This window comes from Gemmobacter sp. 24YEA27 (assembly GCF_030052995.1).
Classification (GTDB): Bacteria; Pseudomonadota; Alphaproteobacteria; order Rhodobacterales; family Rhodobacteraceae; genus Pseudogemmobacter.
Genome location: NZ_JASJPW010000006.1, coordinates 150,540 through 170,561 on the forward strand (window position 1 = coordinate 150,540; position 20,022 = coordinate 170,561).

The window sequence follows — 20,022 nt, forward strand, 5'->3', positions numbered from 1 at the left end:
TTACTGCCCTCCGGTCGGGCCAGCGTCAGGTTGGGCGGATGCCGACGGTGCAGGTATCCGGCCCAGAAAGCGGTCACGGTTCCCGGCCCAGAGGCGCAAGCATTCCACATCATCGGCCGCCGCCTCTCCCATTTCCTGGCAGCGTCGCAGCTCAAGGCGAAGCGGATCTGCCGGTGCCTGAAGCGCCGGAGCGGCAGGTGCTGGCGTGGACACATCCTCGCGCGTCATCTCGATGACCGCCGCAGTGATCGCGATGGCGACAAACACCACTGCGGCGATCCGGGCCAGCACCTTCCCTTCCATGATCTGCCCTCCGGGTATCAGTTGAACATGCGGGCATTGCCGGGCTGGTAGCCCGCGCCCGGTGTCAGGAAGCGTTCGCGCTGGATGCGGCCTTGCTCGGCGGCGGTCGCGCGTTCGGCCTCGGTCAGCGTCTCGGCGCGGCCATTGGCCGAGATCACCGCAATCAGGTCAGAAAGCTGCTGAGATTGAAGTGCGAGCAGCTGATTGCCGGCCTGCGTCGCTTGCAGCGCGCCGGTGGCGCCCTGGCTTTCGCCGACCAGCGCGGCCATCTCGGCGCGATTGCTGTCGATATTGCCAACGACGCCGGCCTGGACCCGCATGGCATCCTGCAAGCCGCCCACGGTGTTTTCCCAACGGCTGCGCGCATCCGTGATCATCTGAGTATCGGTCGCGGTCAGAGACAGATTGCCGTAGTCCTGCTGGAACATCTGGTCGATGGTCTGCACGTCGAAGGCGATGTTCTGGGCCTGGCTCAGAAGCTGCTGGGTGCGGCTCACGTTCTGTTGCAACACCTGGAGCGAGCTGTAGGGCAGGCTCGTGAGATTGCGGGCCTGGTTGATCAGCATCTGCGCCTCGTTCTGGAGCGAGGTGATCTGATTGTTGATCTGCTCCAGCGTGCGCGCCGCCGTCAGCAGGTTCTCAGCATGGTTGGTCGGGTCGTAGACGATCCGCCCCAAGCCCCCGAAGAAGGCATGAGCCGGCGTCGTGAACACCGGGGTGAGGGCCATCGGTGCCGCAAGCGTCAGGGCGAATGCGGTTGCGCTGGCCATGCGCAGGAAGGGCCGCGTCTTGCAGGTCATGGGGTGATCTCCTCTTCGTCCAGGGTGAAGTTGACCCCGTCATCAAGGATCGGGCCGGGGGGCGTCTCCTCGGGGTCATCCGCGAGGTTGGTGAGGTTCGGGATCAGATCGGCCGCCCAATCGACACCACGCGCGCGCAGCCAGGCGTCGAGAAAGCCCTCGCGTCCATGGGCCGCGAGGATCTCGGCGATCATCGTCTGATCCGATTTGGAGGAGGCCGCGCAGAGCGCGAGGCCAACCTCGGAAAGGTCGAGGTCGAACAGCCGGTTGCCGCGGCGCGACTGGCAATAATAGTCCCGCTTGGGTGTCGCCCGCGCCAGGATCTCGATCTGGCGGTCGTTCAACCCGAACCTGCGATAGATATCGGTGATCTGCGGCTCGATGGCGCGCTCATTGGGCAGCAGAAGCCGGGTCGGGCAGGACTCGATAATCGTCGGGGCGATAGGGCTGCCGTCGATGTCCGACAGGCTCTGGGTCGCGAAGATGACGCTGGCGTTCTTTTTGCGCAGCGTTTTCAGCCACTCGCGGAGCTGACCCGCGAAGCCGTCATCATCAAGCGCCAGCCAGCCCTCGTCGATGATCAGCAGTGTCGGCCGGCCATCGAGCCGGTCGCCGATGCGATGGAACAGATAGGAGAGGACCGCCGGCGCCGCGCCGGTGCCAACCAGCCCCTCGATCTCGAACGCCTGGACATCGGCGGTGCCGAGATGTTCGGCCTCGGCATCGAGCAGCCTTCCATAAGGCCCGCCGACACAATAGGCGCGCAGGGCCTGCTTCAGGTCATTGGATTGCAGCAAAACGGCGAGGCCGGTGATGGTGCGTTCCCCGATGGGGGCAGAGGCAAGCGAGGTCAGCGCAGTCCAGAGATGTTCCTTCACCTCGGGCGTGATCTGGATGTTCTCGCGCATCAGGATCGCGACGATCCAGTCTGCGGCCCAGGCCCGTTCGGCGGTCTCGTGGATCCGGGCCAGTGGTTGCAGCGAGACCGAGGCTTCGGCCGCATCTGTCAGCTCGCCGCCGAGATCGTGCCAGTCTCCGGCCATCGCGAGGGCCGAGGCGCGGATTGAGCCCCGAAATCGAAGGCGAAGATCTGGCTGCGCGCGTAGCGGCGGAACTGCAGCGCCATAAGCGCCAGCAGTACCGATTTGCCCGCGCCGGTCGGGCCGACAACGAGGGTATGGCCGACATCCCCGACATGGAGGGAAAACCGGAACGGCGTCGAACCTTCCGTGCGGCCATAAAGAAGCGGAGGCCCGTTGAAGTGTTCGTCCCGTTCCGCCCCCGCCCATACCGCGCTGGAAGGCACCATATGGGCAAGGTTGAGCGTCGAGACCGGCGGTTGCCGGACATTGGCATAGGCGTGCCCCGGCAGGCTGCCGAGCCAGGCGTCCACCGCATTGACGGTCTCGACCATGACGCTGAAATCGCGGGACTGGACGATCTTCTCGACCAGCCGCAGTTTTTCGTCGGCGCGGCGGGCATCCTCATCCCAGACGGTGATGGTGGCCGTCACATAGGCAATGCCCGCGAGGTCCGCGCCGAGCTCCTGCAGCGCCATATCGGCATCGGCAGCCTTGTTCGCCGCATCGGTATCGACCAGCGCGGACTGCTCGTTGGTCATCACCTCCTTGAGGATCGCCGCGATGGACTTGCGCTTGGCGAACCATTGCCGGCGGATCTTCGTCAGCATCTTCGTTGCGTCGGTTTTGTCCATCAGGATGGCACGGGTCGACCAGCGGTAGGGAAAGGCGAGCCGGTTCATCTCGTCGAGCAGGCCGGGCGTGGTCGTCCCCGGAAACCCGGTGATGGTGAGAATCCGCAGGTGCTGGTTGCCCAGACGCGGTTCCAGCCCGCCGGTCAGCGGCTGATCGGCCAACAGCGCATCGAGATAGACCGGGGTTTCCGGCACCCGGACACGATGCCGGTTTGTCGAGATGGTGGAATGAAGGTAGGTCAGCGTACCCGCGTCATCGAGCCAACGGCATTCCGGCATGAAGCCATCAAGCAGCGCCAGCACGCGGTCGGTGCGGTCGATGAAGCCGCGCACCTGTTCCCAGGGGTTCACACCCGAGGTCTCGCGCCCTTCGTAGAGCCAGGATTCCGATCGGGCGGAATCCTCGGCAGGCGGGAGCCAGAGGAAGGTCAGGAAATACCCCGAAACGAAATGACTGCCTTCCTCCTCGAAGTCGGCCCTCCGTTCGGCATCCACCAGCGCGGAGGCCGGGTCGGGGAACCGGCTTGTCGGATAGATCCCGGCCTCCGACCGCTGTGCTTCCACGAAGATGGCCCAACCTGAGCCTAGGCGGCGGAAAGCATTGTTCAGCCGCCCGGACACGGCGACCAGTTCGGCCGCCACGGCGGAATCAAGATCCGGGCCACGAAACTTCGCGGTCCGCTGGAATGAGCCGTCCTTGTTGAGGACAGCACCCTCCCCGACCAGCGCCACCCAAGGCAGGTAGTCGGCGAGGCGGGACGCGGTGCGGCGGTATTCTGCAAGATTCATCATATGGAGGACTCACACCGAAAGATGGCCGGGGATGCGCAGATGGCGGCGCGCCACCTCAACGAAGAGCGGATCGCGCTTGGCGGCCCAGACGGCAGCGATATGGCCAACCGCCCAGATCAGGATGCCGACGAGCCAGAGCTGAAGGCCGAGGCCGACCGCGCCGGCCAGCGTGCCATTCAGGATGGCAACGGAGCGCGGCGCGCCACCGAGCAGGATCGGTTCGGTCAGGGCGCGGTGAACCGGGACGCTGAATCCCGGCACCGCGTCCAGGGCCTCGAAGCTCACGGCCATCAGATCAGCGCCCCGCCGCCAAAGCTGAAGAAGCTGAGGAAGAAGGAACTGGCCGCGAAGGCGATGGAGATGCCGAAAACGATCTGGATCAGCCGCCGGAAACCGCCGCCGGTGTCGCCAAAGGCCAGCGTCAGGCCGGTGACGATGATGATGATCACCGCGACGATCTTGGCGACCGGGCCTTCGACCGATTGCAGGATCGACTGCAACGGGGCCTCCCAGGGCATGGAGGAACCCGCGGCAAAGGCCGGGGAGGTCATCAGGCTCGCCCAGGCGAAGGCGAAGGCGGCGGCGGTTGCGACATGCTGGCGGATATGGAAGGCGCGACGGATCATTGAGGGTCTCCTGAGTTGGGAGTGGTGGTGGGATCGGAAAAGGCGGGGGAAATCCGGTAGTCGCCGTCAGGGCCAAGACCCTCGACCGAGGCGAGTTCTGCAAGTCGGCGGGCTGATCCGCGACCGGAGAGAACGACCACAAGGTCGATGGTCTCCGCGATCAGGGCACGCGGCACGGTGACGACGGCTTCCTGGATGAGTTGTTCGAGGCGTCGCAACGCGCCAATGCCGGACCCGGCGTGAATGGTGCCGATCCCACCGGGATGCCCCGTGCCCCAGGCTTTGAGGAGATCGAGGGCCTCGGCCCCCCTCACCTCGCCGACAGGGATACGATCCGGGCGCAGACGGAGAGAGGCCCGCACCAGTTCGGACAGGGACGCGACCCCGTCTTTGGTGCGCATTGCCACAAGGTTCGGCGCGGCGCATTGCAGCTCGCGGGTGTCCTCAATGATGACCACGCGATCCTGGGTCTTCGCGACCTCGGCGAGCAGTGCATTGGTCAGCGTGGTCTTGCCGGTCGAGGTGCCACCGGCCACCAGGATATTGGCGCGCGACGTGACCGCGCAGCGCAGGGCTGCCGCATGTCCAGCAGACATGATGCCGGCGGCGACATAGTCATTGAGCGTGAAGACGGCGACTGCGGGTTTACGGATCGCGAAGGCGGGCGCGGCCACGACGGGCGGCAACAGGCCCTCGAAGCGCTCGCCGGTTTCCGGCAGCTCAGCAGAGACACGCGGGCTGCGGGCATGGACCTCCACCCCGACATGATGGGCCACCAGCCGCACGATACGTTCGCCATCGGCAGGCGACAGTACCTCCCCGGTGTCGGTCAGCCCCTCCGACAATCGGTCCACCCAGATACGACCATCCGGGTTCAGCATGACTTCGACCACAGCAGGGTCTTGCAGCAGGGTTAAGATGGCAGGCCCGAGCGCCGACCGGAGCATCCGCGCGCCGCGCTCCACCACTGCCTGTTTGTGAATGTTGCCTGCCATCTCGTCCCCGTTCCACCGGGGAGGCTGGAGACACTCCCCGGATGGGGATGACTAAAAGAGAGCCAAAAGACAGGGTTTCAACAAGTTTCGGAAGGCGTAGTAGCGTGGCGTGCAAATACAGGAAAACGGCGGTGGGCACCGAAAGGCACTTCGCTGCTGGTCGCCCGAATTCGGCTTATGACTTGGCCAATGATGAAAGCTACACGGACAACGCAGTCATGGGCTTCAGGTTTTCACGATGGCATCCTGAGGTCGATCCATCAAAACAAGGCGCAAACCCACCACAATGAGTAGGCTGCCAGCGCTCCGCTCCAGCCAGTGCTGCAATCGCCGCGATTGTTGAAGGAACTGCCCGATGGAGCCGGCAAAAAGCGCAATTCCGCCCTCGATCAACAGGGCGACGATGCGCATAAGTATACCTAAAAAAATAAACTGCACCATCACTGAACCGTACTCGGGGCGGACGAATTGCGGTAGGAAAGCCAAGAGAAATACATGGCTCTTGGGATTGACGAGACTGGCGATGAAACCCTCCCTGATGGCGGCCCACGCCGAGACATAATTCGCCAGGGTAGTTTCCCCGCGACCCGCGTGCCGGATCATGCAGATCCCGCGCCAAATGAGATATGCGCCGCCGCAATACCGCAGCACGTCAAAGAGCATGGGATTCCTGGCAATGACGCCTGCAAGGCCGAATGCCAGCAATGGCACCTGCACGAAGCCCGCTAGAAAGAAGCCCAAGGCCGTTAACATGGCCGCTTTACGACCCTGCGAGATACCCCGTCCCATGATGAGAAAAAGGTCGGGGCCGGGGGTAACCGTCAGAACAACCACCGCAGATACGAACAGAGAAAGGGTGACAAAATCCACGTGACTGAGCCCCAAAAAGCGAAGAATATGGCGTATTCTGTCAGAGTTCCCGGCTGACGGCTATGGGCTACAACCTACCGATCCGTCATTATGCCTTGCCTGCTCGGTCTGATTCCTGAACATCCTCCGCCACCTCATGCTGGAGCGTCGCCCCCTGCGCCAGCCTGCGCCCGAGGGCGGTGATGAACGCCTCATACCGCTCGCCCACCTTTGCGCGGGCAGCCTTCGCTGCGGGCTCTGGCAATGCCGGCGTTGTCGCAAGCCAGAAGCGGATAAACACCGCCATGGTCTCAACCGAGATCCCGACATCACGTTCGACGCGGGCAAGACGGCGATCAATCTGGTCGAGGCGTTTGGCGATGACAGCCTCCCGCCGCTCGGCATCGTCGGGCGACAAGAAGGATGCGATGGCGGCTTCCGCTATCGTAGACTGCGACCGATCCCGGCGCGCGGCAAAATCCGCCAGGGCCTTTTCGACCTCCGGGTCGAGATAGACGGTGAACTTCCGCTTCTTCGGACGGATGGCCATGACGTTAGAGTTCCATGCCATCGTTGGGGTTCATCGAGACCTGACGGGCGATACTCTGGACATGATGGACCATGCGCCGATTCTGGACCGCCTCCTCGTCTACGTCATCGCTGAGACCGGCCTCGAACTCGTTTTCGATGGGCTTTTTCTTCTCGACCGGCTTCACGCGGTTGAGTTCCGGTTGCAGCCTGCGCTCTGATTCTGTCGGGTCTTCGTCCTCTGCGTCCCCTGCCCCAGCGTCCTGTGCGCCATCCGGTCGCGCGGGAATCGGGAGCGAGGTCCAGTCATCGTGCCGTGGGCCCGCCGGGTTAGTGATGACTGGTGGCGGCAAAAGCCGTTCGCGAAACCGCGCATCCTCGAAATACCGCGCCTTCTTCGCCTTGATCGGTGGGATGCCCGCGACCATGACGATCTCTTCGTTCGGCGGAAGCTGCATGATCTCGCCCGGCGTCAGCAACTGGCGGGCAGTTTCCGACCGTGACACCATCAGATGGCCGAGCCAGGGCGACAGCCGGTGCCCTGCATAGTTCTTCATCGCCTTCATCTCGGTCGCGGTCCCGAGCGCGTCGGACACCCGCTTGGCGGTGCGCTCGTCGTTGGTCGCGAAGCTCACGCGGACATGGCAGTTGTCGAGGATCGAGTTGTTCGGCCCATAGGCTTTCTCGATCTGGTTCAGCGATTGCGCGATCAAGAAGCTCTTCAGGCCATAGCCTGCCATGAAGGCCAGGGCCGTCTCGAAGAAGTCCAGCCGCCCGAGCGCCGGAAACTCGTCGAGCATCAGGAGCAGCCGATGCCGCCCGGCATTGGCCTGCAGATCTTCGGTCAGACGCCGACCGACCTGATTGAGCAGCAGGCGCATCAGAGGCTTGGTGCGATTGATGTCGGAGGGCGGCACGACGAGGTAGAGAGTGGTCGGCACTTCGCCGCTGACAATATCGCTGATCCGCCAGTCGCATCGGCGCGTGACCTCTGCCACCACCGGATCGCGGTAGAGGCCAAGGAACGACATGGCGGTCGACAACACGCCGGATCTTTCGTTCTCGGACTTGTTCCTCAGCTCGCGCGCGGCGCTGGCGACAACCGGATGCGGTCCCGCCTCGCCGAGATGCGGGGTCTTCATCATCGCCCGGAGCGTAGAATCCACCGGACGTTTCGGGTCGGACAGGAATTTCGCGACGCCCGCCAGCGTCTTGTCGGGTTCGGCATAGAGGACATGCAGGATCGCACCGACCAGAAGCGAATGGGAGGTCTTTTCCCAATGGTTGCGCTTGTCGAGGCTGCCTTCGGGATCAACAAGGATATCAGCGATGTTCTGGACGTCCCGCACCTCCCATTCGCCGCGGCGCACCTCAAGGAGCGGGTTGTAGGCCGAGGATTTCGGGTTGGTCGGATCGAAGAGCAGCACGCGGCCATGGCGCGCCCGGAAACCCGAGGTCAGCTGCCAGTTCTCGCCCTTGATGTCATGGACGATGGCGGAGCCGGGCCAGGTCAGAAGTGACGGCACCACCAGACCAACGCCCTTGCCGGATCGGGTCGGCGCGAAACACAACACATGCTCCGGCCCGTCATGGCGCAGATAGTCCTGGTCGTAACGGCCCAGCACGACACCATCGGGATCGAGCAGCCCCGCCGCCTTGATCTCGGGCCGTTCCGCCCATCGCGCCGAACCATAGGTTGCGACGTTCTTTGCTTCCCGCGCCCGCCAGACCGACATGCCGATCGCGACGGCGATGGCAATGAAGCCACCCGATGCCGCGATGAGGCCGCCCTTGGTGAAGATCGCCAGCGCATAGGCTTCATAGAAATACCACCACCAGAAGATTGCCGGCGGATAATAGACCGGCGTTCCGAAGAGCTCGAACCAGGGCGGGCCGAGTTGCGGCTGATAGCCGAGACTCCAGGCGACATATTGCGTCGCGCCCCAGGTGGTCGCGAGGATGATCAGGAAGACGATGGAAATCTGTCCCCAGAGGATCTTTGTGGCGGACATAGGCGGTGTTCCTTTCCGGGTGCTGTCAGAGGCCGAGGCCGCGCTTGCGACCTAAGTCCCAATCGACCCCGCCATCGTCGCGGGCGACGCCGGAGACGTGGCGGCCGATCTGTTTGTCGAGGGAAGGTGACCAAGGCACGAGTTGGAAGCCGAGGCCGTCATCGATCATCGCGAAACGGCCCGAGGCGAGCGCGAAGCGTTGGCGATAGGAACCAGCGACATATTCCCCACTGCCAGCGCGATTGAACGGCATGCCGGTCTCGGTCGCGAGCTTCTCGCCGAGGGCATCGACCTCGCGCTGGCGCAGGGTGGTGAGCAGACGACGAGCGAAGACGACCCGCCCGCCCTGCCGCTCGGCAAAGCCCTCGCCTATAAGGTTTTCGGCGCGGTCATCCATGGCCTGACGAACCTCGGCACCGAAGCCACTGTCGGAAAGCGCAATCGGATCGCGGGCGATGGCCTGCCGGTCGAGCCAGGTCGCGCCCGAAGCCCCCAACTGCGCACCGAGATCGAGATCGGAACGAACTGCGAGCGCCACGCGGCGCGTCCCTTGGGCATCTTCCCAAGCGCGCAGTTCGACGATGGAACCCGGAGGACTGTCGCCGGCAGCTTCCAGATGCGAGAGCCTGATGTGATGGCTGCGCCCGTCCACGCCGTCGACCACCGCGTAGGCGGTGCCCTTCAACTCGTCATCGAGGCCCCGCTCGACCAGACGGCCGATGACCGGCACGTCGAGGCTTTCGCCGGCAAGGACATAGCTGCCGGAACCGCGCTCGATCCCGCGTTCGGTCAGGGCGCGGTGCATGCGCTTGATGATATCGCCGCGCTCCCCCAGCTCGCGCAGAACCGTCTCGGCCTCGGGCCGGATCACCCATTGCGCCGGGCCGATCTGATCGGCGACCCCAAGGACTTCGAGGGTGCGGAGCCGGCCGACCTTTACCGTATGGAGCTCGTCCTGCGGTCGGTCGGCATGGGGCGCGAGATCCACGACACCGGATTTGCCGGCATCACGGAGAAGCTGGCGGTCGAGCTGGGTCCAACGCTCGGCTTCGACCTGACGTTCCAGATTGCGGTGAATCTCGATGTCGGTGCGCGGGCCGAGTTCATGTGTGACGAGATCCTGAGCGCGGGCGCGCATCCCCTCCTTGATGTAGTCCCGCGAGATCACCAGGTCCTGGCCGTCATCCATGCGGCCGCGCAGGATGATATGGGTATGGGGGTTGTCGGTGTTCCAGTGATCGACCGCGACCCAGTCGAGCCTGGTGCCGAGATCCTTCTCCATTTGCGCCATCAACTGGCGGGCATGCTCGCGCAGGTCGATCATCTCGACCGCATCCTCGGGCGAGACGATGAAGCGGAAATGGTGACGATCATCCTTGCAGCGTTCCGCGAACACACGGGCGTCCATGTCATCCCCCTCGGGGCCGAAGAGATGCGCCTTCTCCCCATCACGGGTCACGCCGTCCCGGCCAAGATAGTTCAGATGGGCCGCGAGGGGTGCAGAGCGCGCCGTATGGCGGACGACGCGGGTCTTGATCACGACATTGCGCGACCGCCCGGTCAGCATCCGATTGGCCTGAATGCTGGCGCGCTGTCCCCGGCCAAAGCGCGAGCGGTTGCCAGAGGTGACCTTGCCCGAGCGGGAGACCCGCCCACCGGCTTTTTGCGCGGCCGCCAGCGCCTGGGAGATAAAGGGACGCGCCTGCTGCGCCCGCGTCGAGCGGATGCGCCCCGGACGGATACGGAACTCGCTTTCATCGGCCATGGATCAGCCCCGCACAGTGCAAAACAGAAAAGGAGATCAGGGGGATAGCTGCGAAGCGCACGGTGCGCGCCAGCGCTGCACGGTGCGAAACGCGCCAGAAATCCCTGCAAAAACAACCACCCGACCGTCGCGCACCGTGCGCCTTTTTATCTCGCCATCCTTCGGTCGTGGTGCCCGCCGCGACCCTCTGCGCCCTCCATGACACGCCAGCGCCCGATGGGATGCGATATGTGCCCAACTGGCTCATGGCTGCGGTCCATCGGCTGCGCGCTGCACGAAGAGTCCCTCCGCCCGCAAGGCAGTAAGGGCTTGCGGTGCCGCCGGGAGGAGCGAAGAGGCATGGTCCGGCATGCGGTCGGGGCCGTCGGGATCGGCAGCGGAAGTACCGATATGCTGCGCCGCGAAGATCGCCGCCTCGCGCCAGTCGCGCGGCAGTGCGCCAGCCGATCCACCGCCCAAAGGGTCTTCACCAAGCAGGATCGGCGTCAGCACCGCGACATAGCTGCGGGTTTCCGCCGGAAGCGGGCGCGCTGCCGAGAGGTATTCGTCATAACGCCCGGGGCCGGCATTATAGGCCGCAAGCATCGCCGCGACATTGCCGTAGCGATCCCACATCTCGCGCAGATAGGCCGCGCCCGCGAGGATGTTGTCGCGCGCATCATAGGGATCGGTGCCGAGGCCATGACGGATGCGCAGTTCCGCCCAGGTCGCGGGCATGACCTGCATCAGGCCCATCGCTCCGGCGGAGGAAAGCGCGCCCGGATCGCCTGCGCTTTCGACGCGCATCACCGCGATGATCCAGGCTGCCGGGATGTCGAAACGCTGCGCGGCCTCGGCGATATGCGCGCCCTGCGGATGCGCTACGATGGCAGGATGCGGTGGATCGGTCTGCGCCAATCCCTGCGGTATCGCGGTGGTTGCCGTCAGCAGGCTGGAAAGAAAGCAGAGGAGGATGCGACGGCGCGCACCGCATCTCCCGGTGGCCTGACGGATGCAGGACATGATCATGGTCACTCCTGCTCGTCGCGCTTCTTCGCGCGCGTCCAGCGCAGGTTCCAGTCGCGGCCTTCTTCATCCGACTGGAACAGCCGGGCACGGATCGGCTGCGGGAACACCGGATCGTCGAGCACGACAGAGATATAAGGACCCGCGCTTTCGCCGGTATGTTTCCAGCCCGCGCCGACTTCCGGCCCGTCTTCATCGCGAAGATGAATACGATAGGCCGGTGCCTTCTCGGTGTCGGGGTTGTCGGTCGGAACAAAGGTCAGCTCAACATCGAGCGAGAGGGTGCGGACCTGCCCGGAATAGCCGGAAGCAGTACGCGTAAACTGGCCGATCTGTGCCATTGGAGGCTCCTTTCAAACGCGGTGGAGAAGGTCGGGACGGCGCTACCGCCCCGTTCCGGACGCGCCGTCACCGCATCGGCGCGCGCCAGACAAAGCGGCCATCGCCCTCTTCGTCGGTGTAAAGCGGGGTAGCCCGTCCGATCACCGCCGAGGCGGGCAACGGGCCGAAATAGCGACCGTCGAAGCTGTCACCAACATCCCGGTTCATCAGGAAGACCTCGCCCTCGGCGATGATGCGGCAGCCCTGCCAGACCGGCAGGTCGCGGCCGAAGCTGTCGCGATTACGCGCCTCGCCGAGCGGCACTCCGTCGACGGTGATGGTCCGGGCTTCGCGGCACAGCTGCTGCCCCGGCAGGCCAAAGACGCGCTTCAGAAGCGGCACGTCGCGGGCGACGTAACCGCGTTCGACCATGAAGGATGCAATGGGTTCGGGTGGCATGACGGCGACCAGATCGGGCACTTCGATCCGCTCCGCGGGCGCGACGGTGTAGAAGCCGATAGGCACGCTGGCCGAGGCGTTCCAGACCAGCCGTGGCGCGGTCGGAACGAGTCCGGCGATGGCGATCCCGAGGCCAGCGGTCGCCGTTACGATGACATAGCGAATGCGGGTCATGGGGCGATCTCCCGCCGCCGAAGCCATACGCGATGGCGCTCGGCGGTGTAGGGTCGCGGCGCTTCGCCCGCGCTCATCCAGTGCCCAACGTGCAGCCAGTGATCGGGAACAACCTCGGCTAGATCGATGCTACCGGCCTCGATCCCGTCGATGTGGCGAAGCACGGCCTCGACCTTCGGCCAGCCGTCAATCTTCAGGAGAATCTCGCCGCCGGGATGGACGCAGGGCAGCGTTTGACAGGGTGCGCCCGGTGCCACCGCGCGCAGGATGTGGAGGCGCGACATGATCGTCCCGAAGTCATTCGCCGCCCAGCGAACGAAGGCGAAGATCGTGCCAGGACGGAAGAAGACATGGCGACGATTGTTGTCGAGGATCTGCGAGCCGGCCTCCTGGCCGAACCGGATCCAGTATTCTGTCTGGCCTTCGATCCAGGTCAGCTCCACCCGGGTCAGATCGGCGGTGTGCGCGTCGATGGGGATCATGGGCGCTCCCCCGCTCCATCGGGAAACTCGCGCGCCAACAGGTCACGCAGCATCTCCGAGACAGTGATGCCGCGCCCGAACGCCGCTATTTTGATCCGCCCCCGCAGTTCGGGCGTGATGTCCACAGTGAGCCGGGCAGAGTAAGCCGTCGCGGTTCCATCGCGCTCGGGCCGCGCATCACCGGCCATGATCCAGCCATCGGGATCGGCTGGGCGGGTCGCGAAACCACGCTTGTCAGACCCTCCGGTCATGTCGATGCCCTCCCGATGGCCAAGCGCAGGATCTCGGCGGCGAGTGCGGCGATCTCGCGCGCAGCAGGCGACTGGTCGTCGATTTCGCGTGCCAGCCTCCCGGCCTGCGCGGCGTCGGCAAAGACGACGCGCTGGCCGATGGTGCTGGCGAGCATCGGTGGATCGTGGTCCGCCAGCATCTCGGCCGTTTCACGGGCGATGACGGTGCGCGCGCCGCAGCGGTTGAGCACGAACCGGGCCGCAAGTTGGGGCCGGTAGATGCGGGCCTCCGCCAGGAGGGCGAGCATCTCGGCAGAGGCCCATCCGTCGAGGGGTGACGGCTGCACCGGGATCAGCACGAGATCTGCGGCTAGCAGCGCCGACCGCATAAGAGCGGCGACACGCGGTGGCCCGTCGATAACGATATGATCGACGTCACGGGCCAGATCAGGGGCTTCACGGTGCAGCGTGTCGCGCGCCAGGCCGATAGTGCCGAAGGCACGAGGATGGCCTTCCCGTGCGCGTTGCTGCGACCAGTCGAGGGCAGAGCCTTGCGGATCGGCATCGATCAGGGTGACGCGCTGGCCATCCCGCGCCAGTTCACCGGCAAGGTGCAGCGCCAGCGTGGTCTTGCCGACGCCACCCTTCTGGTTGAGGAGCGCGATGATCATCGGTCCCCTCCCGGCAGATCGAGGGGCAGCGGTGGCGTGTTGGGATCGTCAAAGCGCAATTCATTGCCCGGATCCGCTGCCGGTTTGCGGGCCGATTCCGGCTTCGATGCGCCCTTCTTTGCAGAAATTCTGAGGCTTCTGGCGGTGTCGCGGATGAGCTTTTCCACATCGCCCGCGCGCCCTTCAATGTTAGACTCTTTGTTAGACTCTAAGTTAAGGGCGCGATTTTGCGTGTGACCACGGTGGGTTAACCCCGGTTTCGGTTCCCCATAGCACGTGACCCCGGTTCCTGATGGCACGTCCCTCTGGGTTCCTGATGGCACGACGGCATTCACAGGTTTTCCACAAGACGGAGCGGGTTCGAAAGCCAGGAGAACGCGACCGCCGATTTCGGCTTCCAGAAACAGGGTGTATCCAGGCAGCGGCTGCCGTCGAATGATGTCGCGCAGCTCGAAGGAAAAGCGCTTGAACGGCGAGAGGCTGCCCGACTTCTGATGCAGATGCCGGAGATCGAACCGCCAGCCGGCCTTCTGGCGGCCACCATGCTTGCGCACGATGCGGTAGAGCCAACGCTCCAGGCCCCCGGTCAGGTCGAAATAGGCCGGGTCGATGGTCAGCACGAGCGCATCGTCCAGAACGGCCTGATAGAACCAGTCCGGCACGATCATCTCGATTCCGTCGGGGCGACCATCACGCCCGCTGCGCTCCTTCCATTCGTTGATCCAGGAAAAGCGATGACGTCGGCCTTCCACCGGCTGGCGGATCGTGGTGCTGACCGTGGTGGACTGGAGGCGGTCGAGCGCCGCTCTCAAGCGCTGATAGTCGCGCATCGAAGTGCCGCGACCGATGAAGCGCAAGATTTCATAGGGGGTCGCGGCCATGAGCCGCGATGTTCGCAATCCGGCATCGCGCGCCTCGACAATCTGGCTCGCCGCCCAGATCAGGATATCGGCGTCCCAGATCGTGGCCATGCCATGATCGGGAACCGCTTCGACCCGTATGGTCACATTGCCAGCGGCAAAGTCGATCGGCGCGATGCGTCGGGATTTGGCGAGGGAGAAGAACGGATAGGCCATGAGATCCTGTGCGTCTCTGGGCGCGAAATCGCCGGGCAGCGCCCTGAAGAGGTCGAGTTGCCCGCGCTCGGAAGGGGGCCCGCGTCGCGCTGCCATGGAAACCAGCGGGGGCTCAGCGCGCGAAGCTTCGGGCCTGATGCCCGGGCAGCTGCGGATGACGCTTGGCGGGCAGTACCGAGCCGCGCGGATCCGAGGTGGAAGTCACCGCCCCGCGTTCGGTCCAGGCTTCCAGATCGTCGATGGCATAGACGACGCGCCCGCCAAGCTTGCGATAGGCCGGACCGGTCCCGTAGGTGCGGTGCTTTTCAAGGGTCCGCGCCGAAAGGCTCAGGAACTTGGCGGCATCCTTGGTGCGCAGAAAGCGCGGCGGCAAAAGGATGGGATCTTGCGGCATAGGACATACCTCCGTGGGGTTGGGGACGGTCGCTGCGGATCGGCGACGGGCAACGATCACGGTGGCGAACAAGACGCGGCGATATGCAGGGCGAAGTTGGGGGGTATCGAAATCGCCCACCGCCCACGCTGGAACCTGCGCTAGCGTGGGCGGCGATGACGCAGCAGCATTCGATATCCGCCCGCAATCATAGAGCGGGCATCACGCAGCAACGCCTTGATGGTGTGGCGGGCCGAGGAGGCCTGCCATTCATCCCTGTCAAACGGACCGGAATGCAGGATGACCTGCGCGATTTCCTGTTGGGTGGCACCTGCGCGGTGACCGTCGAAGGCCCGCAGCATGCGCCGCAACCTTGCGCGCTGCTGCCGGGTCATTCGAGTGTCAGGAGGGATCGCGCGCCCGTGCAGGGCAGCGAGAAGCCGCTCCACTGCCTCGATCCGGTCAAAACCGTCGAGACTTAGGGGAATGATCGCAACGGCAACCCTGTCGTCCCCACTGGCGCCGTCCAGGATCTGGAGGGCCTGCCCATTGCCGAGTGCGAAGCGGAACGCAACATCGATACTGTCTGGTGCGACGTCCCCACGCCTGATCAGCGGCGTGGTGCCAGAAGTGTCACCGAGCTCCGCCGGGCTGTCGGCAAGCACGACGACACTGGTGTCTGCCTGCGGATGCCAGAGGACCGGCGCTTCTGGAGGCGGCAGCAGAGGATCGACCGGGAAATCGCAACCCCCACCGCTGCCGAATACGTTCGGTCAGCAGGTCGGGGTCTCCTCGCGCAGCGGCTGCGGCTTCAAAATCGGCATCGTACTCATCATTCCGGCGCAACCATTCCCATGCCATATCGGATGCCGTCAAAGCATCCAGATGGTCGTAGTCAGCCGAAGAGCGCCATGTCGAGGCGTCCGGGATCATCGCAACCTCCCGAGTGTTTTACTGGGAATTTGGGATGTTCAGCATTCCCGGGAAGGTTGAACTCGGGAAGTCAGCTTCAGGTTGACAGGTGATGCGTGGCGCGCATCACGGGTCAGGTCTTGCGCTGGCTTTCAGCGACCAGCTGGCGATAGCCCTCTTCCGTCATCCACCGCGCGCGCGCCAGATGGGAATCATGAACCGAGCGGCAGTGCACAGGGCTCTGTTCCGGATCCAGTCCGAACAGGATCTGCACAGCTTCACGCCAGTCAGCGCCATCACGCTCCGCATCAAGCAGGCGCATATAAAGCTTCATGTGGTCCCGGTCATAGGCCGTGAGCCCGTCGCTGGCCGGTGGCTCGTCCAGAAACTCCTGAAGGACCTTCCCCATCACGTTCTCATCACCGCTGGTAACGCATTTGTTAACCGCCTCCGTAGAGAGATAGCCATTCTTTTTAACGAGATCCGTCGTCGCCACGATGGTGACGCTACGGTCTTGTGCCGCGGCTTTCGTGAAGCAACAACACGCCCTCGCCCTTGTCGGTTGCCAGAAAAACGATCCCCGCCGCCTCAAGAGCCCGGCGCACCTCATCGCGCGTAGACTCGAACACCTCGAGTCCGTTTTCGGATTCAAGGCGCTTGAGCGCGGTCAGTGATACTCTGGCCTTATCGGCGAGCGTCTCCTGCGTCCAACCCAGGAGTGCACGCGCGGCCCGTGATTGGCGAGCGGTGATCATACATGATCACCTCCCATCCGGACCTGCACGCGCTCCAGGACTACGACTATAATAGTCGCTTTATGCTGTAGAGCAAATCAGAAACAGCCTCAGAAGCATGGCTTTCATGGATTCTCGACTGGGCACGCGGCAACTGATTCGGTTGCAACAAATTGAGGTGCAGGCCCAGGATTCACGAGCAAGATCGGCGCACCAGTCCAGGGCCGGTGACGGCTCCGGCCGGCACCTCTCGCGCTGAGGTGTCGATGGCATCCTGCGCGAGCATAGGAAAACCCGGCGGCTTGTGCCGCCGGGCTCCGGGCGTCCCGCTCAGAACGGGATGTCATCGTCGTCGATGAACTTGCCGTCGTCGGTCTCGGTCTGCTTCGCCCGGCTCAGGAAATCGACCGTCTCGGCGATGATCTCACAGCCGTAGCGGTCAACGCCGGCCGCATCGGTCCATTTCGTGTAGTGGATGCGGCCGCGCACCAGAAGCTTCATGCCCTTTTCGCAATGCTCCTGGACCGTCTTGCCGAGGCCGTTGAAGCAGGTGATGCGGTGCCATTCGGTGTCCTGCACCCGATAGCCGTTCTCGTCGCGAACCACACGGCCTTCTGCGTAGCGGGGACGCGAGGTGGCCAGAGTGAAGCGGGTGATGCCGGTGCCGCCTTGGGTGGTGATGGTTTCGGGGGCTTGGCCGATGTTGCCGGCGAGGATGACGATGTTCTGCATTGTAAGTCTCCGTTGCTTCTCGGAGGGACCATCCCTCCGACGAGACCCGGCCAAGGCCGTCGGGAGAGACCCGCAACTGCCGTCCTCGCGGCAGCTTGCCCCCAAGGCCCGGAGTGGTGCGGGCAGGCGCGCTCCGCGCGCCAACACGGTCCGGAGCCGCGGGGGTTGCTGGTGGAAACCGAACGGGCTTAGGGGATCAGTCAGGCGGAGGGAATGGTGCTTCCGTGTGCCCTTCGGAGACGCAGAGCAGAACTGGCATCCTGCACGGGTATCAGCATCGGCTCCCTGAAACTGGCACCAGAGAGGACAGGCAAGTCACAGCCCGCACTCTGGCCACCCCTGCCCTCCCAGCCGGAAGGTCTTGTGGTTCAAGACGAGGACACCAAGGCTATCGGATGCGGGTACGGACCCGCCCAGTCCTACCTGCGCAGGCCGAGGCGCGGGCCAACAGCATTGCAGAAAGGAGCCATGAGGATAGCGCGGCCTGCGTGACGAAACAGCATGGAGCGATTGGCCGATTTCGACCGCCGGCTGAACGGGGACCCTGCCGACGACGATTTCCCATGACGCGCGAAGATGGCCGGGAACGGAGAACGGCAGGCCCACGATGGCCATCGTGTCCCGTTACACTGAGGGTGCCCGGATCCCGGCGGCACAAGCCGCTGGGTTCTCCTGAGAGCGCCGTGCCCAGCCAAAGCCTCAGCGCGAAAACACCGACTCGCCGAGAGCGTTCAGATGAACGATAGCCGAGATGCCGACGATGAGCCCGCCGATGCCGCCGAGCAGATTGAGGACGATGCCGGAATCTATGGCGTTCTTCGTGATGCCATAGACCAGCGCATAGCCTGCGATGGTGGCTGGCACGGCGAAGAGAGCAAGGGCGATCAGCCGCAGCGCGGGATTCCTGGCAAAGCCGAGAACCATGATCACCACTGCAACCGACAGCAAAGCGGCACCGAGGGCAGCAAGGCCGGACATCAGGATACCCGCTCCCGCGCCCCAGGCAAATTGTGCGGCAGAGACGGCGGCCATCACAGGCAGCGCATAGATCGCAAGATTCCAAGCGATTACACAGGCAGCAATAGTCAGCGCGAAGGCAAGAAAGATCAGTGTCATGGAGACCTCCAGCGAACGATTGTGGGGAGCACGACAGGCTGCCGGGAGCGATGCTCGGCCTGCGACTATTTTCATTCACCGGTTCTGCAAGGATTGCTTATCTGACCGTGAAACCGGCCTTCCGTCAAGTAGCGGCGGCTGGACCAGCCGCCTATGGGCGGCGCTTTACGCGCCGCCGTCGAACTTCATGACCGGGATGCCGAGCTTGCGGGCCTTGTCCGCAAGGTTTTCCTGAATCCCTGAACCGGGGAAGACCATGACACCGATGGGCAGGGTGTCTAGCATGGCGTCGTTGCGTTTGAAGGGCGCGGCCTTGGCGTGCTTCGTCCAGTCGGGCTTGAAGGCGACCTGCGGAACCTTCCGGTTGTCTGCCCAGCAGGAGGCGATCAGCTCGGCGCCCTTGGGCGAACCGCCGTGGAGCAATACCATGTCTGGATGCTTCTCACGGACCTGATCGAGCCGCGCCCAGATCAGGCGATGGTCGTTGAAATCCGCGCCGCCCGTGACGGCGACTTTGGGACCGGCGGGCAGCAGCACTTCGTTCTCGGCCCTACGTTTCGCGGCAAGGAAGTCGCGGCTGTCGATCATTGCCGAGGTGAGGTTGCGATGGTTGACCATCGAGCCGGACCGAGGCCGCCAGGCGCTGCCGGTGTGGTGCTCGAAGGCGTCAGCGGAAAGGTCGCGAAACAGCTCCATTGTGTTCCGCCGTTCGATCAGGGTCTGTCCCTCCGCCGTGAGGCGTTCGAGTTCAACGCTCTTGACCTCACTGCCATCCTGTTCCCGCTGGAGGCGGCGCTGCGCCTGCTCGTTGTCGTCCAGATTGCGCTCCACCCGGTCGTTGGCGCGGTGGAAGAGGTTGACAGCCCCCCAGAGCAGATCTTCGAGATCGGGTTCAAGGCGGGTATCGGACAGCGTCGAGACGAGGGCGTCGAAGATGTCCGCGACGGCGGCGGCGACGATGTTGCCCTCGGGCAGCGGCCGTGGGTCGGGTTCATCCTGGAACGGACGCCAGCCGTAGAGCTGGAGCTCGGTAAGGGCGTGATCGGTCTGGGAAGAGGTGTGGATCGGCTCATCGCCTGCGTATTCGGTTGCCTTCGTCATCGGGAGCGTCCTTCGTCTGGAGACCGCGCCCATCGCGGCCTTCGCAGGCGTCGAAGCGCACGGGTGGGACGGGTTGGCAGCCCTCGCCCGCTCCGCGAGGGCCTTGATGGCCAAGGCCGACTATTTTGTCTTTCGCGATGCAAAGGCGGGGCTCGCCACGCCGGCGGAAAATAGTCGGCCGCCGCCATTGCCTGCCCGGCCCGCTTGTGCGCCGATCGCCCTCTCAAGAAGGCCGTGGGCGCGGGACTCTCT

At 64.3% G+C, this 20,022-nt stretch carries 24 protein-coding genes and 1 pseudogene; all 25 read right to left on the reverse strand.

All coding sequences use genetic code 11. The features are described 5' to 3' along the window. On the reverse strand, window positions 1-303 hold the full coding sequence (trbK-alt, locus tag QNO18_RS23770; protein WP_283179942.1) for a putative entry exclusion protein TrbK-alt: 303 nt from the start codon (window positions 301-303) through the stop codon (window positions 1-3). Between the two features lie 17 nt (window positions 304-320). Further along, a complete protein-coding gene (gene trbJ / locus QNO18_RS23775; RefSeq protein ID WP_283179976.1) occupies window positions 321-1,073 on the reverse strand; it encodes a P-type conjugative transfer protein TrbJ in 753 nt (250 codons plus the stop codon). Window positions 1,074-1,099: 26 nt separating this feature from the next. After that, window positions 1,100-3,609, reverse strand: a pseudogene (gene trbE, locus QNO18_RS23780) (conjugal transfer protein TrbE). A gap of 9 nt (window positions 3,610-3,618) precedes the next feature. After that, complete coding sequence (locus tag QNO18_RS23785; RefSeq protein WP_036638406.1) at window positions 3,619-3,900, reverse strand: VirB3 family type IV secretion system protein; 282 nt, start codon at window positions 3,898-3,900, stop codon at window positions 3,619-3,621. Then, on the reverse strand, window positions 3,900-4,235 hold the full coding sequence (locus QNO18_RS23790; protein ID WP_283179943.1) for a TrbC/VirB2 family protein: 336 nt from the start codon (window positions 4,233-4,235) through the stop codon (window positions 3,900-3,902). Before QNO18_RS23790 ends, QNO18_RS23785 begins: the two co-directional genes overlap by 1 nt. Further along, complete coding sequence (gene trbB, locus QNO18_RS23795; RefSeq protein WP_283179944.1) at window positions 4,232-5,230, reverse strand: P-type conjugative transfer ATPase TrbB; 999 nt, start codon at window positions 5,228-5,230, stop codon at window positions 4,232-4,234. Before trbB ends, QNO18_RS23790 begins: the two co-directional genes overlap by 4 nt. A gap of 225 nt (window positions 5,231-5,455) precedes the next feature. After that, on the reverse strand, window positions 5,456-6,100 hold the full coding sequence (locus QNO18_RS23800; RefSeq protein WP_283179945.1) for a LysE family translocator: 645 nt from the start codon (window positions 6,098-6,100) through the stop codon (window positions 5,456-5,458). 88 nt (window positions 6,101-6,188) lie between these two features. Continuing rightward, window positions 6,189-6,629, reverse strand: coding sequence for a CopG family transcriptional regulator (locus QNO18_RS23805; protein WP_283179977.1), 441 nt, complete (start codon window positions 6,627-6,629; stop codon window positions 6,189-6,191). Between the two features lie 4 nt (window positions 6,630-6,633). Continuing rightward, window positions 6,634-8,619 carry a conjugal transfer protein TraG gene (locus QNO18_RS23810; RefSeq protein ID WP_283179946.1) on the reverse strand — a complete coding sequence of 662 codons (1,986 nt, stop codon included), beginning with the start codon at window positions 8,617-8,619 and terminating at the stop codon, window positions 6,634-6,636. A gap of 25 nt (window positions 8,620-8,644) precedes the next feature. Then, a complete protein-coding gene (locus tag QNO18_RS23815; protein WP_283179947.1) occupies window positions 8,645-10,384 on the reverse strand; it encodes a VirD2 family relaxase/mobilization nuclease in 1,740 nt (579 codons plus the stop codon). A 243-nt stretch (window positions 10,385-10,627) separates the two neighbouring features. After that, a complete protein-coding gene (locus QNO18_RS23820) occupies window positions 10,628-11,392 on the reverse strand; it encodes a lytic transglycosylase domain-containing protein (protein WP_283179948.1) in 765 nt (254 codons plus the stop codon). Between the two features lie 2 nt (window positions 11,393-11,394). Beyond that, on the reverse strand, window positions 11,395-11,730 hold the full coding sequence (locus tag QNO18_RS23825; protein WP_283179949.1) for a DUF736 domain-containing protein: 336 nt from the start codon (window positions 11,728-11,730) through the stop codon (window positions 11,395-11,397). 67 nt (window positions 11,731-11,797) lie between these two features. Beyond that, entirely contained in the window at window positions 11,798-12,343 is a 546-nt protein-coding gene (locus tag QNO18_RS23830; RefSeq protein ID WP_283179950.1) for a S26 family signal peptidase, read from the reverse strand. Continuing rightward, entirely contained in the window at window positions 12,340-12,825 is a 486-nt protein-coding gene (locus tag QNO18_RS23835; RefSeq protein ID WP_283179951.1) for a DUF2840 domain-containing protein, read from the reverse strand. Before QNO18_RS23835 ends, QNO18_RS23830 begins: the two co-directional genes overlap by 4 nt. Beyond that, entirely contained in the window at window positions 12,822-13,076 is a 255-nt protein-coding gene (locus tag QNO18_RS23840; protein WP_283179952.1) for a hypothetical protein, read from the reverse strand. The genes QNO18_RS23835 and QNO18_RS23840 overlap by 4 nt, the downstream gene beginning before the upstream one ends. Further along, window positions 13,073-13,726, reverse strand: a complete 654-nt coding sequence (parA, locus tag QNO18_RS23845) for a ParA family partition ATPase (protein WP_283179953.1) — start codon at window positions 13,724-13,726, stop codon at window positions 13,073-13,075. Before parA ends, QNO18_RS23840 begins: the two co-directional genes overlap by 4 nt. Beyond that, entirely contained in the window at window positions 13,723-14,898 is a 1,176-nt protein-coding gene (locus QNO18_RS23850; protein WP_283179954.1) for a replication initiator protein A, read from the reverse strand. Before QNO18_RS23850 ends, parA begins: the two co-directional genes overlap by 4 nt. A 16-nt stretch (window positions 14,899-14,914) precedes the next feature. Then, on the reverse strand, window positions 14,915-15,196 hold the full coding sequence (locus tag QNO18_RS23855; protein WP_283179955.1) for a helix-turn-helix domain-containing protein: 282 nt from the start codon (window positions 15,194-15,196) through the stop codon (window positions 14,915-14,917). 140 nt (window positions 15,197-15,336) lie between these two features. Next, window positions 15,337-15,840 (reverse strand): DUF2285 domain-containing protein, encoded by a 504-nt coding sequence (locus tag QNO18_RS23860; protein WP_283179956.1) that lies wholly within the window; start codon window positions 15,838-15,840, stop codon window positions 15,337-15,339. Further along, a complete protein-coding gene (locus QNO18_RS23865; RefSeq protein WP_283179957.1) occupies window positions 15,809-16,108 on the reverse strand; it encodes a DUF6499 domain-containing protein in 300 nt (99 codons plus the stop codon). The genes QNO18_RS23860 and QNO18_RS23865 overlap by 32 nt, the downstream gene beginning before the upstream one ends. A 112-nt stretch (window positions 16,109-16,220) precedes the next feature. Further along, complete coding sequence (locus tag QNO18_RS23870) at window positions 16,221-16,496, reverse strand: DUF2285 domain-containing protein (RefSeq protein ID WP_283179958.1); 276 nt, start codon at window positions 16,494-16,496, stop codon at window positions 16,221-16,223. Window positions 16,497-16,593: 97 nt separating this feature from the next. Then, window positions 16,594-16,842 carry a helix-turn-helix transcriptional regulator gene (locus tag QNO18_RS23875; protein WP_283179959.1) on the reverse strand — a complete coding sequence of 83 codons (249 nt, stop codon included), beginning with the start codon at window positions 16,840-16,842 and terminating at the stop codon, window positions 16,594-16,596. Window positions 16,843-17,151: 309 nt separating this feature from the next. Next, the gene (locus QNO18_RS23880) at window positions 17,152-17,553 is read right to left on the reverse strand and encodes a single-stranded DNA-binding protein (protein ID WP_172366194.1); all 402 of its coding nucleotides are present in this window, start codon (window positions 17,551-17,553) and stop codon (window positions 17,152-17,154) included. 699 nt (window positions 17,554-18,252) lie between these two features. Further along, complete coding sequence (locus QNO18_RS23885; protein ID WP_349293944.1) at window positions 18,253-18,744, reverse strand: hypothetical protein; 492 nt, start codon at window positions 18,742-18,744, stop codon at window positions 18,253-18,255. Between the two features lie 90 nt (window positions 18,745-18,834). Then, window positions 18,835-19,770, reverse strand: coding sequence for a DUF2493 domain-containing protein (locus tag QNO18_RS23890; RefSeq protein WP_283179960.1), 936 nt, complete (start codon window positions 19,768-19,770; stop codon window positions 18,835-18,837). Window positions 19,771-20,022 lie beyond the last annotated feature (252 nt).

Bases quoted from the DNA above. Each gene is read 5' to 3' on its own strand.
- trbB (WP_283179944.1), bottom strand. From the start codon at position 5,230: ATGGCAGGCAACATTCACAAACAGGCAGTGGTGGAGCGCGGCGCGCGG.
- QNO18_RS23870 (WP_283179958.1), bottom strand. From the start codon at position 16,496: ATGGGGAAGGTCCTTCAGGAGTTTCTGGACGAGCCACCGGCCAGCGAC.
- QNO18_RS23885 (WP_349293944.1), bottom strand. From the start codon at position 18,744: ATGAAAATAGTCGCAGGCCGAGCATCGCTCCCGGCAGCCTGTCGTGCT.
- QNO18_RS23785 (WP_036638406.1), bottom strand. From the start codon at position 3,900: ATGGCCGTGAGCTTCGAGGCCCTGGACGCGGTGCCGGGATTCAGCGTC.
- QNO18_RS23820 (WP_283179948.1), bottom strand. From the start codon at position 11,392: ATGATCATGTCCTGCATCCGTCAGGCCACCGGGAGATGCGGTGCGCGC.
- QNO18_RS23815 (WP_283179947.1), bottom strand. From the start codon at position 10,384: ATGGCCGATGAAAGCGAGTTCCGTATCCGTCCGGGGCGCATCCGCTCG.
- QNO18_RS23825 (WP_283179949.1), bottom strand. From the start codon at position 11,730: ATGGCACAGATCGGCCAGTTTACGCGTACTGCTTCCGGCTATTCCGGG.
- QNO18_RS23790 (WP_283179943.1), bottom strand. From the start codon at position 4,235: ATGATCCGTCGCGCCTTCCATATCCGCCAGCATGTCGCAACCGCCGCC.
- QNO18_RS23835 (WP_283179951.1), bottom strand. From the start codon at position 12,825: ATGATCCCCATCGACGCGCACACCGCCGATCTGACCCGGGTGGAGCTG.
- QNO18_RS23865 (WP_283179957.1), bottom strand. From the start codon at position 16,108: ATGATCCCGGACGCCTCGACATGGCGCTCTTCGGCTGACTACGACCAT.
- QNO18_RS23880 (WP_172366194.1), bottom strand. From the start codon at position 17,553: ATGCAGAACATCGTCATCCTCGCCGGCAACATCGGCCAAGCCCCCGAA.
- QNO18_RS23875 (WP_283179959.1), bottom strand. From the start codon at position 16,842: ATGATCACCGCTCGCCAATCACGGGCCGCGCGTGCACTCCTGGGTTGG.
- QNO18_RS23850 (WP_283179954.1), bottom strand. From the start codon at position 14,898: ATGGCAGCGCGACGCGGGCCCCCTTCCGAGCGCGGGCAACTCGACCTC.
- QNO18_RS23890 (WP_283179960.1), bottom strand. From the start codon at position 19,770: ATGACGAAGGCAACCGAATACGCAGGCGATGAGCCGATCCACACCTCT.
- QNO18_RS23855 (WP_283179955.1), bottom strand. From the start codon at position 15,196: ATGCCGCAAGATCCCATCCTTTTGCCGCCGCGCTTTCTGCGCACCAAG.
- QNO18_RS23810 (WP_283179946.1), bottom strand. From the start codon at position 8,619: ATGTCCGCCACAAAGATCCTCTGGGGACAGATTTCCATCGTCTTCCTG.
- trbJ (WP_283179976.1), bottom strand. From the start codon at position 1,073: ATGGCCAGCGCAACCGCATTCGCCCTGACGCTTGCGGCACCGATGGCC.
- QNO18_RS23805 (WP_283179977.1), bottom strand. From the start codon at position 6,629: ATGGCCATCCGTCCGAAGAAGCGGAAGTTCACCGTCTATCTCGACCCG.
- parA (WP_283179953.1), bottom strand. From the start codon at position 13,726: ATGATCATCGCGCTCCTCAACCAGAAGGGTGGCGTCGGCAAGACCACG.
- trbK-alt (WP_283179942.1), bottom strand. From the start codon at position 303: ATGGAAGGGAAGGTGCTGGCCCGGATCGCCGCAGTGGTGTTTGTCGCC.
- QNO18_RS23830 (WP_283179950.1), bottom strand. From the start codon at position 12,343: ATGACCCGCATTCGCTATGTCATCGTAACGGCGACCGCTGGCCTCGGG.
- QNO18_RS23840 (WP_283179952.1), bottom strand. From the start codon at position 13,076: ATGACCGGAGGGTCTGACAAGCGTGGTTTCGCGACCCGCCCAGCCGAT.